Origin of the sequence: Croceitalea dokdonensis DOKDO 023, assembly GCF_001306415.1 — a bacterium.
Taxonomy (GTDB): domain Bacteria; phylum Bacteroidota; class Bacteroidia; order Flavobacteriales; family Flavobacteriaceae; genus Croceitalea; species Croceitalea dokdonensis.
Window position 1 is genome coordinate 40,388 of sequence record NZ_LDJX01000003.1, and the last position, 15,053, is coordinate 55,440.

At 43.5% G+C, this 15,053-nt stretch carries 10 protein-coding genes; 6 read left to right on the forward strand and 4 right to left on the reverse strand.

Translation table 11 applies throughout. The features are described 5' to 3' along the window. Positions 1-4: 4 nt before the first annotated feature. From I595_RS07160 to I595_RS07185, 6 genes are all read left to right on the forward strand, one after another. The gene (locus tag I595_RS07160) at positions 5-3,121 is read left to right on the forward strand and encodes a WD40/YVTN/BNR-like repeat-containing protein (RefSeq protein ID WP_054558754.1); all 3,117 of its coding nucleotides are present in this window, start codon (positions 5-7) and stop codon (positions 3,119-3,121) included. 193 nt (positions 3,122-3,314) lie between these two features. After that, on the forward strand, positions 3,315-3,866 hold the full coding sequence (locus I595_RS07165) for a CopD family protein (RefSeq protein WP_054558755.1): 552 nt from the start codon (positions 3,315-3,317) through the stop codon (positions 3,864-3,866). 212 nt (positions 3,867-4,078) lie between these two features. Continuing rightward, positions 4,079-5,485, forward strand: coding sequence for a sensor histidine kinase (locus I595_RS07170; RefSeq protein ID WP_054558756.1), 1,407 nt, complete (start codon positions 4,079-4,081; stop codon positions 5,483-5,485). Between the two features lie 111 nt (positions 5,486-5,596). Further along, the gene (locus I595_RS07175; protein ID WP_054558757.1) at positions 5,597-6,379 is read left to right on the forward strand and encodes an enoyl-CoA hydratase/isomerase family protein; all 783 of its coding nucleotides are present in this window, start codon (positions 5,597-5,599) and stop codon (positions 6,377-6,379) included. Positions 6,380-6,402: 23 nt separating this feature from the next. After that, positions 6,403-7,956, forward strand: a complete 1,554-nt coding sequence (locus I595_RS07180) for a hypothetical protein (protein WP_054558758.1) — start codon at positions 6,403-6,405, stop codon at positions 7,954-7,956. A 15-nt stretch (positions 7,957-7,971) separates the two neighbouring features. Continuing rightward, entirely contained in the window at positions 7,972-8,409 is a 438-nt protein-coding gene (locus tag I595_RS07185) for an META domain-containing protein (RefSeq protein ID WP_083467520.1), read from the forward strand. Positions 8,410-8,445: 36 nt separating this feature from the next. Here I595_RS07185 and I595_RS07190 read toward each other — a convergent pair whose 3' ends face one another. From I595_RS07190 to I595_RS07205, 4 genes are all read right to left on the reverse strand, one after another. Continuing rightward, complete coding sequence (locus I595_RS07190) at positions 8,446-10,920, reverse strand: TonB-dependent receptor (RefSeq protein WP_054558760.1); 2,475 nt, start codon at positions 10,918-10,920, stop codon at positions 8,446-8,448. Positions 10,921-11,060: 140 nt separating this feature from the next. After that, complete coding sequence (locus I595_RS07195; protein WP_054558761.1) at positions 11,061-11,753, reverse strand: LytR/AlgR family response regulator transcription factor; 693 nt, start codon at positions 11,751-11,753, stop codon at positions 11,061-11,063. Between the two features lie 4 nt (positions 11,754-11,757). Continuing rightward, complete coding sequence (locus I595_RS07200; RefSeq protein WP_054558762.1) at positions 11,758-12,774, reverse strand: sensor histidine kinase; 1,017 nt, start codon at positions 12,772-12,774, stop codon at positions 11,758-11,760. A gap of 183 nt (positions 12,775-12,957) precedes the next feature. Beyond that, a complete protein-coding gene (locus I595_RS07205) occupies positions 12,958-14,976 on the reverse strand; it encodes a glucosidase family protein (RefSeq protein ID WP_157449676.1) in 2,019 nt (672 codons plus the stop codon). Positions 14,977-15,053: the final 77 nt, after the last annotated feature.

Here is a 15,053-nt window from a genome sequence, read left to right on the forward strand (position 1 = left end):
CAAAATGAAAAAATCAATCTTTTTTGCTTTGTTGTTTGTCCTTACGGGAGCTTTTGCCCAAACGGCCAACGACTATTTTTCACCGGTAAAATACCGAAATATTGGACCCTTTCGTGGGGGAAGATCCGTCTGCGCAACAGGCGTTGTGGGGGATGCCATGACCTATTACATGGGCACTACCGGGGGAGGCCTTTGGAAAACCTCCGATGCGGGACAACATTGGAACAATATATCGGATGGTTTTTTTGAAATGGGTTCCGTTGGCGCGGTTGCGGTGGCACCTTCCAACAGCAATATCGTTTACGTGGGCATGGGTGAACATGCTCCCCGGGGGGTGATGACCTCTTATGGGGATGGCGTCTATAAATCTACGGATGCCGGAAAGACTTGGGTGAATATTGGCCTTAAGGAAACCCAACATATTGCCCGTATCCTGATACATCCCTCCAACCCCAATATTGTTTTGGTCGCTGCGCAGGGTGCTTTGCACGGGCCAAATAAGGAGCGCGGCATCTTTAAGACAACAGATGGGGGCAAAACATGGAGAAACGTCCTGTTCGTGAATGAACTTACGGGTTGTTCCGAGCTTTCCATGGATACCAACGTGCCCGAGGTGCTTTATGCCACCATGTGGGAACACCAGCGTAAACCAGAAATGGTGGTCAGTGGTGGCCAAGGAAGTGGTGTTTATAAGTCTACCGACGGTGGGGAACATTGGAAAAAGATAGAAAAGGGCCTGCCCAAAGAAAAAGGAAAGATGGCAATTGCGGTAAGTCCGGCAAATTCAGACAAAGTCTATGCTCTCATAGAGAGCGATTCCAATGCTGATAAAGGAGGTCTTTTTGTATCCAATAACGCTGGGGAAAGTTGGAGCATGGTTAGTGGGGATAATAGGTTGACCCAACGGGCGTGGTATTATACGGAGGTGTTTGCCGACCCCAACAATGAGCATGTGGTCTATGTGTTGAGCGCACCCGCCTTAAAATCCATTGATGGCGGAAAAAGCTGGTCCGTGATGAACGGTACCCATGGGGATTATCATGATCTTTGGATCAATCCTGACAACTCCAACAACATGATTTTGGCCGATGATGGCGGGGCAGCGGTCACTTTTAACAACGCCAAAACCTGGTCTTCCCTGGACATTATGCCCACGGCGCAATTTTATCGCATCAATGCGGACCATCTTTTTCCCTACCATATTTATGGCGGTCAACAAGACAATACCTCGGTAAGAATAGCCAGTCTTTCCTTGGGTCGCGGAAGTATTGGAAGACAGGATTGGGATTATTCCGCTGGGGGCGAAAGTGCATTTTTGGCGTTTGACCCAGATAACCCAAGATATGTGATGGGGGGAAGCTACTTGGGCAATATCAACCTTTTAGACAGCCATTCCAAAGCATCAACCCAAATCTTGACCGCACCCATTCAATACCTGGGAAGGCAGGCTAGGGACATGAAATACCTTTACAATTGGAACGCCCCCATAATTTGGTCCCAACATGAACCCGGAACGTTTTACCATTGTGCACAGTTGGTGCTGAGAACTCGGGACATGGGGAAAACATGGGAGGAAATCTCACCAGACCTTACTAGAGATCAAGATGAAAAACAAGGTAATGGGGGTGGCCCGTATACCAATGAAGCCGTGGGGGCAGAAAACTATGGGACCATAGCATACATGATAGAATCTCCGCATGAAAAAGGGTTGTTTTATACCGGTAGTGATGACGGTCTGGTGCACATCACCAAGAATGGGGGTGCCACTTGGGAAAACATCACCCCAAAAGGACTGGAGGAATGTTTGGTCAATGCCCTAGAAGTTTCTCCCCATGACCCAGCCACGGTCTATATGGCCACTACACGGTACAAGTTCAATGACTACACGCCCGCTTTGTACAAGTCTACCAACTACGGAAAGAGTTGGACCAACATCAGTAATGGCATTCCCATGGGGTCTTTTACGAGGGTGGTCAGGGAAGACAAAGACAGGAAAAACCTCTTATATGCGGGTACGGAAAAAGGCATATATATCTCTTGGAACGGAGGAAACGACTGGGAGCCCTTTCAACTTAACCTCCCCAAAACGCCCATTTTAGACCTTAAAGTGCACCAGGGGGACTTGATTGTGGCAACATCTGGCCGTTCCTTTTGGATTTTGGATGATTTAAAATTGTTGCAATCCTACACAAAGCCTAAAAATGAAGTCACGCTTTACACACCGGAGCCAGCGTATAACGGCACTTGGTACAGCGCTTTAAATGGCAACAACCCCAATTTTAAAGGTTCACAGCCATTTACAGGGGTAAATCCCGCCAATGGGGTGGTTTTGTATTATGAGCTGCCCGCCTTGGACAGTACGGATATTACTTTGGAAATCAAGGATATGGACGGAAAATTGGTGAATTCCTATTCCTCCAAAAAAGATAAGAACTTTAAGCAGTATGATGGTGGACCATCTGCACAACCGGTACTAACAAAGAAGAAGGGACTCAACCGTTTTGTATGGGATATGCACCATAGAACCATGCCAGGTATCCCGGAAGCCTACATTGAGGCCAATTATAAAGGCCACCGTGCCATTCCCGGAAGCTATAAAATCCAATTAAAAGCGGGGGGTATTGCTGTAGATACCGAGGCCCGTATAATAGAAGTTCCCTTATATGAAACCACCCCGGGACAGTATAAGGCCTATGACACGTTTATGACGGCCACGGAGGCGACCTTAACGGAAATGCACCAAACCGTAAACCAGTTGTACAAGACCAAACAACAATTGGAAACAGTGTTAGAAAAAATACCGGAGGGTTTGTTGAAAAAGGAGGCTAAAGGGCTTCTGGTACAATTGGAAGCTTGGGACAATGATATGGTACAGCGTAAATCCAAGGCTTACGATGATGTGGAAAATTTTCCCAATAAATTTACGGCCGAATATCTTTTTTTAATCAATGCCAGCGATAGTTCCATCCCAAGGATCAACCAATCCTCCATAGATCGTAGAAGAGAATTGGATGCACAGTGGAAAGGCTTAAAAGCAAGGGCAGAAGCCTTTAAAAATGATAAGATACCAGAACTCAATAAAAAGTTGTGGGCAGCAGGTATCGGGGCAGTACAGTTGTGATTTTCGCTATACGCTATACGCTATACGCTATACGCTATACGCTATACGCTATACGCTATACGCTATACGCCATACGCCATACGCTATACGTTGTGAGCAGTAAGTATTAGACTCAAAAGAATATTTAAATTACGGAATAAATAAAAAAAGACTTGAGTTTAAATTTTCTTAACCTTAAACTATAAACAACCAAATGACCGATATTTACCCATATATCAAATCCCTTCATTTAATCTTTGTGGTGACTTGGTTTGCAGGCTTGTTCTATGTGCCCAGACTGTTTATCTATCATATAGAAGCCCACGCAAAACCATCACCGGAAAAGGAAATCCTTACCCAACAGTTAAAATTGATGACCAAGCGTTTGTGGTACATCATTACCTGGCCTTCTGCCATTTTATGTACCTTTTTTGCCATTTGGTTACTGATCGTGATGCCGTCCTGGCTCCAATACCCTTGGATGCACGTAAAACTGACTTTTGTGTTGTTACTTTTTATATACCATCTTAAGTGCCACCAGATGTTTAGGCAACTGCAACGGGATGAGGTTAACTATACCACCAACTTTATGCGTATTTGGAACGAGGTTGCCACCTTGGTGCTGTTCTCCATCGTGTTTTTGGTGATATTAAAGAATGCCTTTAACTGGGTCTATGGCCTTATTGGTATCGTGGTGCTTGGAATTTTGCTGATGCTTGGAATCAAATTATACAAAAGGATCAGAACCAAAAATCCAGAGGCGTAGTGCTGGGCTCTAGTGTATGCTTTAACCAAAAACCGTTTAAGAATACCGTAAAGTATCAGAGGAAAGGGGGTTTGGTCGTTTACTGCCCTTTACATCTAAAACTCAAATCCATAGCCATACCCGATTTGGTTCGATTATTGTTAACTTTAATGTCCTAAGGATAAACTGTATTGTTTAAGAGTAAATCGCTTCGTTCCCGGATATTTTTTACCATGATCATGTTGGTGCTTATAGCATCGGTATTGATTGCCGGGGTCACCTTGTTCCAATACAAAGAACAGTCACAGGATTATCATGAGAATAGGTTGGAACGGAAAGAGGAGCAAATTATCCAAAGCATCAATTATGTATTGCGTGAGACCACCTATGAACCCAGTACGGAAAACCTTCAGTATATTTTTAAGGATGAGATATATAAGATTGCGGATGTACAGAACGTCAACTTTAATATTTATGACCTAGAAGGGGAGCTGATCAAAAGCTCCAAGCCCGCCTTTGAAGCAGATTCTGTTTCTAATTGCCTGGATGCAGAGGTGCTGAACAATCTTTTGAACAGCCCGGACAAGCGGTACGTAGAAGAAAAAAGTACTGCCGGTGATAATTACCAGGCCACCTACAAATACATTAACGATCCTAAATTTAAACCAATTGGTATTTTAAATCTACCCTATTTTGAGGACAATTCTTTTAATGATATGGAATTGCGGGAATTTTTTGTAAGGCTGGCAGGGGTGTACCTGCTCATGTTGATAGCCGCAGTGGTACTGGCCTACTTTATCTCTAAATACATCACCCGATCCCTGCAAACGGTGTCCGATAAAATGACCAAAACCAACCTCACCCATAGGAATGAGAAGATATTGATTGACAATCCTACCGAGGAGATCGGTAAGCTAATTTCCTCCTATAATGGGATGATAGACGAGTTGGAGGCAAGTGCCGCTAAATTGGCACGCAGTGAACGGGAGCAGGCGTGGCGTGAAATGGCCAAGCAAGTGGCCCATGAAATAAAGAATCCCTTGACACCAATGCGGTTGACGGTACAAAGTTTTGAACGAAAATTTGAACCTAACGACCCCAATGCCGAAGAAAAAATCCAAGAATTTTCAAAAACCTTGGTGCAACAGATAGATACCATGAGCAATATCGCCTCCGCCTTTTCCAATTTTGCAGATATGCCGGCCCAGCAAAAGGAAACCTTGAATGTGGTCCATGTTAGTAAGTTGGCACTGGATATTTTTAATGAACCCTATATCCATTTTATAGCGGATGAGGAGGAAATCATTGCCAAATTAGATCGGACACAACTCATTAGGATCGTCACCAATCTGGTGATGAACGCCATACAGGCCATGGGTGATCAACAGTATCCACGGATATTGGTTACTGTGGCCTCCGAAGGTAGCTATGTAAAAATATCGGTGGCGGATAATGGCGTTGGGATTGCGGACGAATTTAAAGAGAAGATTTTTGAGCCCAAGTTTACCACCAAAACCAGTGGTATGGGGCTTGGTTTAGGGATGGTTAAAAACATTGTTGAAAATTACAGGGGCAGTATTAATTTCACCTCCCAAATTGGGAAAGGCACTGTTTTTACCGTCAAGTTTCCCAAAGAGTAGGAAGTCTTGATCGGTGCCCAATACATCACAGCAGATAACACTTAAAAAACCAATATGGATCAACTGCTTTGAAAAAGGTTTGCTAACTTTTAACTTCTAAATTCTCAACCTATGGAATATAAAAACATCTACATTGAAGAAGAGCGCAACTTGGGAACCATCACCATAGACCGCCCTAAAAAATTAAATGCCTTGAACAAGGCAACGATCGAGGAACTTCATGTGGCGTTCAAGGAATTGGACGCGGATAAGAACATTAAAGCGATCATTATAACTGGCAATGGGGAAAAAGCTTTTGTTGCCGGTGCGGATATTTCCGAATTTGCGCACTTTTCAGAAAAGGAAGGAGGCGTTTTGGCAGCAAAGGGGCAAGAGCTGCTCTTTGATTTTATTGCCCATCTTTCCACACCGGTTATTGCAGCAGTTAACGGGTTTGCATTGGGTGGTGGATTGGAACTTGCCATGGCGTGCCATTTTAGGGTGGCCAGTTCTAATGCCAAAATGGGATTGCCAGAGGTGTCCTTGGGGGTTATCCCCGGCTACGGTGGCACCCAGCGCCTTCCCCAGCTGGTGGGTAAGGGCAGGGCCATGGAAATGATCATGACGGCAGGTATGATCAGTGCAGAACAGGCCTTGGATTACGGTCTCGTAAACTATGTGGTAGAACCGGAAGATTTAATGCCGTTGTGTACCAAGTTGGCGAGCAAGATATCGAATAATTCCCCTGTGGCCATTGCCCACGCAATAAATGCCATAAATGCGGGTTATAGCTTTAATACCAATGGCTATGCCGCGGAGATTGAGGCTTTTGGTGCTTGTTTTGGCACTAACGATTTCAAGGAAGGAACCACTGCCTTTTTAGAGAAGCGAAAAGCAAACTTTCCCGGGTCGTAGTCAGGGTCCCCAAACCTGATAAAATGAAGAACTTTTTATGCTTTCTGGCCTTTTTGGGTCTTACTATGACCGTTTTTGCCCAAAAAATGCCCGTTTCCTATGATTTTAGTGAAAAAATAAGTGATCGTTTCCGGTACTCCAACTTAGTGGCGCTCGATAATGATGATGATGGTGGGTACGTATTGGTCCGGGCGTATTACCAGGGATTGATACTAAAGCCAAGGGGCTATCTTATTGAACACTACAATAGCGATCTAGAATTGGTAAAAGAGTACAATTACAAACTTAAAGGACTGCAGTTTGTAGATGGTTTTATCAAAAATGGGCAGTTACGCCTATTGTTCTTTACGTATAATTTTGAGCTTGGGTTCTACGAGTACCAAGCGCATACGACCAATCTGGTTAATTTTGACTTTAAGCAAAAACAGCTCTTAAAGTTCAAAACACCCGCAGTAGAGGGTGCGTTTGGCAAAAATTATTATAATAGGGACTTTAATAAGGGCTTCACCACCACCTTGTTGATGAACGAGACCAAATCTGGTTTTATCATTAGTACACACCATAAAAAGGGCAAGGAGAACAAACATACCATCCATTTGTTCGATGACGATTTAAACAAAAAATGGGAGCATGATTTCTCAGCAGCCATTGAAGAGAAAAATTATGCTTTTGAAAGTTTGGCCATTTCACCAAGCAGGGATCAAGCGTATCTCGTAGGTAAGGCATATTTTAAGAAAAAACGCTTTCAGGCAGGTGATCGCAAGTTTCAGTATGAAGTTGTTAAAATAGGTGACGGTATGGCAAAAACCCAATCATTTAATGATGAGGGCAAGTATCCAGAAGCCTTATATCCCATCTTTAAGCAAAACGGGCTTTATCTCGTAGGCTTTTATGCGGACCGGAAGGACAACCGCTACAATGGACTTTCTTTTTTTGAACTAGATGCAATTAGCTTGGACATAGAACGTAAACGGTACAACCCGTTCACCCCACAATTTATGGAGGATAAATTTGGTAGGGGAGAGGATGATATTGCCGTAAAAAACCTGGTCTTTAAGAACGTGTACCTAACGGATAACAATGAAATACTGTTTAATGCAGAAGAGTATTTTATGACTAATAGCATCCAACGTACAGGTTCAGGGGAACGCATCCGTATGGAGCGTTTTCACCACAACGATATTGTCAGTGCAAAGTTGGACATACAAGGCAATATGCTGTGGGCAAGGAATATTAAAAAGGCAGAGGTTACCCAAGGAGACGGCGCCTATGCTTCCTACAGCTCTTACGTAAAGGACGGGTCTACCTATTTCTTTTTGAGTACAGCGGCGGAGAATCCGCAGCTCATTAATGGGGAACGTTTAATTTTTAAGCAAGGGTATTCCGGCAACCGTAATGTCTTCCTTATATCCTTGGATGCTAACGGAAAAATGGATTATGAAAAAATCATAGATGCCAAAGAAGCAAGGTTGCCCCTGATGGTTTCCATTCCCTTAATTGATAAAAAGGAGGATGAGATGCTTTTTTACGCAAAACGGGGATCCAAAAAGCAATTGGTAAAAGTGGCTTTTAATTAATTAAAAAAAATAGCGATGATAACAAGAACCCTTAAACTATGTTGTTTTATAATGCTATTGGTCTTCGTGTCCTGCAGTGAGGATGAGGCACCGGTACAGACCCCTGTTGGCGGCAATTGGAGAATTACCGAAATCAAAGTGTCCAACGCCACCTTAACCCAACGAACGTTGGACAATGAGAGGGTTACCTTAAATTTTGCGGATGATGGTACCTTTACGGGCAGTACGTCCGTAAACCAGTTCAGTGGCACCTATGAGGTTGAAAATACTACCTTGACCATGTTGTCCTTTAGCTCCACAGAGGTACTTGACACCAACTTCGGTGCTGCCTTTTTTGCTGCGATTACCGAAGCACAGGTACCAAACACCACCTTTGCCCAGTTTGCATTTCAGTTGGATAGCGGCAATTTATTGTTAAGTTTTGGTGATGGTGGGGAAATGATTTTGGAATAATTGCCACATGGATGACCATCTGGTTTAAGATAGGTTCTAAGGGGTATATTCCCCTCCACCATCATCATCCCTTTCGCGGTTACCTCCATCTCGTTTTTTCTTTTGGTTGATGCGATATACAAAGGAGAAGTTAATTTGGCGTTCTCGCCACTGAAATTCGCTGTCCGAACTAAAGAATGGCGTTTCCGTGCTCCTGATACGCTTTCTTGAATTCAATAGATCGCTCACATTTAGGGCGATGGTGCCATTGTCCTTTAGAATATCCTTGCTAAAGGCTAGATTAAGAGTGAATATACCTTTGGTTCTGGTTTGAGCGTTTTCAGTAGGCCCTCGATAAAAAGCATTGGTCTGCCAGTCAATTTTCCCCGGTAAGCTTATTTTTGAGCCCAATCGTGAAAACCAGCTTGTGTTGGTTGCCCCAAAGTCTGTTCCTCGGAAGGTGCCTTCTGTATTAAATTCAAAGAAATTAAAACTGGTATTGATGCGCCACCATTTTGTGGGGTTGTAGAGAATACCCAGCTCTGCGCCTACCCGTTCATTTGTAGAAAGATTTATGGGCAGTGAACGGATGATCACGATACCATCAGAGGTTACCTCACCGGTCTCTTCTTGGATGCGTTCAAAGGAATTGGTCTCTTTCTGGTAATAAACGGATGAGGTTAGGGTGAGGTTTTTCCATCGTTTTAGATAACCAACATCAAAGGCATCCGCAAAGGCAGGATCTAAATCCGGATTCCCCTGAAAAACATTGGTTCTACTGCTACGGGAGGGGAATGGATTAATAAACCAGCCTCTTGGCCTATTAATTCGGCGATTATAGCCTAGTGTAATGTTCTCATTCTCCCTAAGCTCATAGGTAAGGTTTAATGTGGGGAATAGGTTGAGGTAGTTTTTATCAAACTCAAGCGCTACGTCCTCCCCCAATAGTTCTTCCAGGGTTTCTGTATCCGCACCAAGGACCTCACCTGTTAATTGGGTGTTTTCTAAGCGTAATCCTGCCAAAAAGCTAAAGTTTCCAAATTTGTCGCCATATTGTGTATATATCGCATTTACATTTTGGTTAAAGACAAATTGGTTGGAAAGCCCAGAATTTGCCTCAAATTGACCTGTGGCCAAATTGAGTTCCTCCAGATTAAAATTTGTCTGGTTCTCCTCAAAATTACCGCGGTAACCTGCCTCAAACTGTGCATCTCCTATAGGCAGTACATAATCTACCTGAATCAAAAATTCATTTTGTTCCTCTGTTTCCAAGATGTTCTCTGCTCCTACGGTTTCCGTATTGGGAAAGGTGTTCTGCTCCGTAATGGTAATAGGTTTAATTTCTTCATCGTAAGAATATTGTACGTCCACGGCCAGTTCTTGCCCTTCATCATTAAAATTGTTGATGTAGTTCAGCGAAAATTGGTAGGAGGCTTCGTCCTCAACTTCCGTCTCGCTCCTTATGGTCCTGCTATCCAAAGCGCTATTGATAAAACGTACGGTATTGTTCACGGTAAGGTCCTCACCATCATTTAGGCGCCCAAAGACACTGGCAGTGATGGAGGAGTTTTCGGTTAGAAAATATTCAAATCCCACATTACCGTTAAAACCGCTATTGGTCCTTGAAATATCGCGCTCCTCGGTAATTCTGTCAAACGTTCCCTGTTGGTAGGTATTGTCAAAAAAAGCATTTCCGGGGGGCGTGCTGTAACTGTATCCAAATGTGGTAAATAGGTTGAATTTGTCTGTCCTAAAGTTAAGGTTTGGGGTAAAGCTAAATCTATCTGGAGTGCCGGCTACCGTATTAATGACACCGTTAAAGCCCCTGGTTTTATCCTTCTTTAATACAATGTTGAGGATACCGGCCGTACCTTCTGCATCATAGCGCGCTGAAGGACTCGTGATGACCTCCACTTTCTCAATGGCGTCTGCGGGAAGCTGCCGTAGGGCATCGGTAGACCCAAATCCCGCAAGGGCAGAGGGTCTTCCGTTAATGAGTATACGTACATTATCGTTACCGCGTAATGCTATACCGCCTTCAACGTCTACAGTAACGGAGGGGATGTTATCAAGGGCATCACTAATGGTGGCCCCACTATTTGTGAGGTCTTTCCCCACGTTATATATTTTTTTATCCAAGCGCACTTCTACGGAAGTCCTCTCCGCAACCACCTCAACAGCCTCTAGTTGCGCTACATCGGGCTCCATTTCTAAATTTCCAAGATTTATGGATGCATCAAAGGTTCTAGCAGGGAACTCCAGGGTTTTATAGCTCAGGTACTCTATCCTGCTTATGTACGTTCCTGCCGTAGTCCTAATCTTAAATTTTCCTTTTAGGTCTGTTATTGCCCCTGTTACGTTTTCAGGGTTGCCTGCATCCTGTAAGACAAAGGTGGCGTATTCCAGAGGTTGTCCGCTACCTTTTTCCGTTACGGTACCAGATATTACAATGCTTTTGGATTGTGAAAAAGCTTGTGCCGTAAGCAATGAACACAAAATAAGATAAAACCGTAGGTTCCCTAAAAGCCTCATGCAGATTCAATTTTTTTTCAAAAATCTGAACAATCGGAGAAACCAAAAATTATAATCCCCCAACACCAAAACAAAGCCCTTGAACGACCCTAAGAAAGTGTTAAAAATAAAAGATGGGGTAAGATCAACGGCAAAAATGGTCAGTCCTTTAACACCTGTTTCATAAAGGCCTCCTTATAGGAGCGTCCAATAGGAAGCTCTGTACCATCTTCTAAATACACCCTATTGCCCAAAAACCTTGAAATTTTTGTGATATTGATGAGGTAGGACTTGTGTATTCTAAAAAAGGACTGCTTGGCCAGAGTGTCTTCCCAATATTTTAGGCGCTCCGCTGAGAGGTGCTTGGTATTACCGGTGAAGATAAAGGTATAATCGGTATCGGATTGAATATAGTTAATGTCATTTACCTTGATTTTACGGTATTCATGGCCAGATTTTACAAAGAATGCGCTGGTACCTTGCATAGGTGCCAAAGCATGGGAACCACTACTTTTTTGAACTTTGCCAACAGCGGTAAGGAAACGCTGAAAAGAAAAGGGTTTTAGCAAATAGTCCACCACATGTAGCTCATAACTTTCCAGGGCATATTCAGAAAATGCCGTGGTCAAGATAATATGGGGCCTATCGTTTAAAGATTTTAAGAATTCAATACCCGTAAGCTTAGGTAAGTGGATGTCAAGAAACAAGATATCTACCCTTTCCGTTTTTAAAAAATCCATGGCCTGCATGGCATTGGAAAAAGTGGCCTTTAACTCCAGTGTTTCCGCATCTTCTATGTATTTCTGCAAAATACGTTGTGCAGGTACTTGGTCTTCAATAATGACGCAGGTCATACCTTTAAATTTTTGTCAGTTCAATACTCAGGTCCACCGCGTACTCATTATCGGTTTCATGGATATTTAACTCATGTGCGTTTGGGTAACTCAAATGTAACCGCTTTTTTACGTTTTGCAGTCCAATACCGCTGCTTAGACTTTTGTGTTGCTCCCCGCTGTCGTGGTTGTTGATACACGTAAAATGTAAGGTATCGCCCTTTAAAGTTACATCAATCTTAATGCTGATATCGTTGGATTGTCCGGCTTGGCTGTGTTTAAAAGCATTTTCAATAAACACTATCAATATCAGCGGGGCTATTTTATGTCCAGTTGCCTCCTTGGAGGCGTTAAACGTCACTGTGCCGCGCTCCTCAATCTGCAACTTGCTCAAGGCAATAAAGTTCTGTAGTTGCTGTAGTTCTTTTGAAAGGGGCACATATTTTTCTTTGCATTCGTAAAGCATGTATCTTAAAAGGCCGCTGAGCTCTAGTATGATTTGTGGGGTTTTTTCAGAACCTTGTATGGCGTAGGAGTACAGGTTGTTAAGGTTGTTGAATAAGAAATGTGGATTGATCTGGGATCGTAAAAATTGTAGTTCTCCCTCCTCAATGATGCTCTCCAGTTTTTCAATCTCCTGTTGTTTTTGCAAAGCGTCCCAGCCAAATTTAAACCCTGATAAAACGGTGAGTACAGGAAGTACCCCAAGCATGGAATAAATAACCCCAGGAAAGGAAGATGCCCTTCTGGTACCGGGAAAAAAGAGCGGTTCCAGTATCAGTTCTTCCAAGACAATGAGGACTGCTATGATAATGAGGACAAAAATGGTGAAGGGAATGTATTTTTGACGGTATAAATACCTAGGCATAAGATAGAATCCAATGATGATGGATGCGATGACATAGGTAGAAAAGAAGACCAGTTGGTGAAATTTGAACCCAGGGGCGTTTCGATCAAACGAATAAAAGAGAAACACCATTACCAAGAGCACTGCCTGAAAAAGCAGCTCCTTTTTTGATATGTTCCATACCGGTTTTACCATAGGTGAACAAAAGTATCCTTTCTTGTGCCAACTCAAAAAAAACTTGGTCAACGGCAAGCTTAAGCCATTGAACAACAGATTACTACTAACCTAATAGTCTGGCAATGATATGTGTAAGGTTGCCACTAAAGCTTTACATAAATCCGGCATGGCTGGGTGTGAACCCGTAAATGTGATGGATGTCTAAAAAAACCGTAGGAGTAATGGGTCACCATTTACAATGTTTTTGTCCAACACCGTTCTTCCCTGTATCCGAATCTGTACTTGTATGGTATTAGTGCGCTCCACTCTATTAAGGGTAATGGTCAGGGGCTTCCCTGATATGTAGACGTCTTTTAGTTCCAAAAAATTCCATGCTTCCGGTAGTTTGGGACGTAGTTCCGTAGTTTTAAAGCCAATGGGCTCCATGCCCAGTACACCTTCTGTAATGATGCGGCAGTACAGGGCACTTTCCGTAGAAAGTTGTTTTGTCATATGTCCCGGGTAGGCTTCAATGGCATAAGGTGCCCGTTCCCCCAACAACCTCTTTTTGGAATAGGCCGCTAGTTTGGCATAGGCAGTATCCACCAGGCCCACCCTAAAGGCACCGCGTAAGGCATGGAGCGTTGCCCTGTCCAAAATCACCGATTCTTTTTGCGGAATATTTGTACTGGTCTGGACCAAGACCCCATTGGGTGTCCATAAACGCTCAAAAAGTGCACGTAGTGTTCCTTCCTTACGATCGTCAATGCCCATGGCCAAGGGCAGGGAAATCCAATGACCAAGTTGGGTGTTGCCGTCATCCTGCCTATAGGTCTCCAATCCGTCCAGGACAGCCCCAAAGTAGTTTTCAATATCCTGTTTCAGTACTTCTGCACGCCGTTGAAAAACCTTTTGTTTCACCGTTTTGCCCAATTCTGCCGCTAAGCGGGATGCATATACCAGCCCACCGAAGTACAGACTCGATGTTGCTAAATTGCTCTTTCCTGAAGTAGCTTGTACCACACCATCTTTATTGCGCATGTCGTGACAGTATTCAATGGCGTAGGTGATCAAGGGCCATAATTTTTCTGCATCCCTTTCATCTCCAGAAGTCAATAGATATAATGATGTTCCATAGGCCACCATGGCAGCAGCACCCCTGTCCAAATGGTCCATAACCAACATTCCATCCATTTCAAAGGCGTGCGGCAGGCGGGAACCGTCTTTAGGGAGATGTTTTAAAAATTTAACATAAGCATGGTAGGCCGCTAAATTTCCTTGCACGTATCCTAAAAAAGGAAAAAATGGACCACTATGGGCAATCTGGTCATTTGCCCAGACACCGGCATAATAATTGCCTCCGCCAGGGGAGTGTACAATACCCATGGAAGAATCAAAGATACTTTCTGCCGCCCTAATTTTGGAAAAATAGAAAAAGGTATTGATGACTGGGTCCGGGGTCTCCAATTGCAATTTAGAATACATTTCATCTAAAAAAGACTGTCTTGTCCGTAAGGCCTGTTGGTGGTTAAAGCTAGATTTCCTCTCTTCATCAAGGGTGGCACCATAGTAGATTGGAAAGCTATACGTTTCGTTTTTGGCCAGTTGAATGCTGTCCAAGGCCGTGCTAAAGGCTTGGTGAGTGTAGTTGCCCTTGTGCCCAAGCTCTTTTTGCGTTAGCGATACGTTAGAAAATTTAAGGGTCTTTACGCTGTCCGAGGTATTGCTAAGCTGGTACTCCTCCACAATAAAGCGCTGGTCCATGGAAGGGTAGAAGGTCCGGATTATTTGAATGTCCTTTATGGGGCTATGATAAAAACGAAGCATTCCTGAAATTGTGACGGAATCTATTTGGGACGGCACAAGAAGCGTGTCGTTTAGGATGATTTTAGGCCTAATGGCGTCCGAATAGTTTCTCCTGAAATAAGCCCGGTACTTTTTCCATTCGGGTTCGTTGGATCTTGGATAGGTCCGTAACTGCGGAAAGATGACATCGCGGTTTACGCGCAACACACCAAGGGAATCTATCTCATAATCAATAATGCTAGAAACCTTTCTTCCAGAAAGCTCCATTTGGCCTGTATACGGCAGTTGGGTACTGGCGTTCACCGGAAGTGTTATGCTGTTGATATCAGAAATTTTCCAATACGTGGGCACCAAAGTGTCTTGCGCAGCGGAAGTACATAGGCAACAACAGGATAATAACAAAAGTAAGCCTCTGCAAGTACGATGCGCGTTCATTATCCTTACCTTAAGATAGCCGAAAATTCGGAAATTCTTAAGAAATTGGTTTTCCATTTAGGCGGTATTATTGTTTG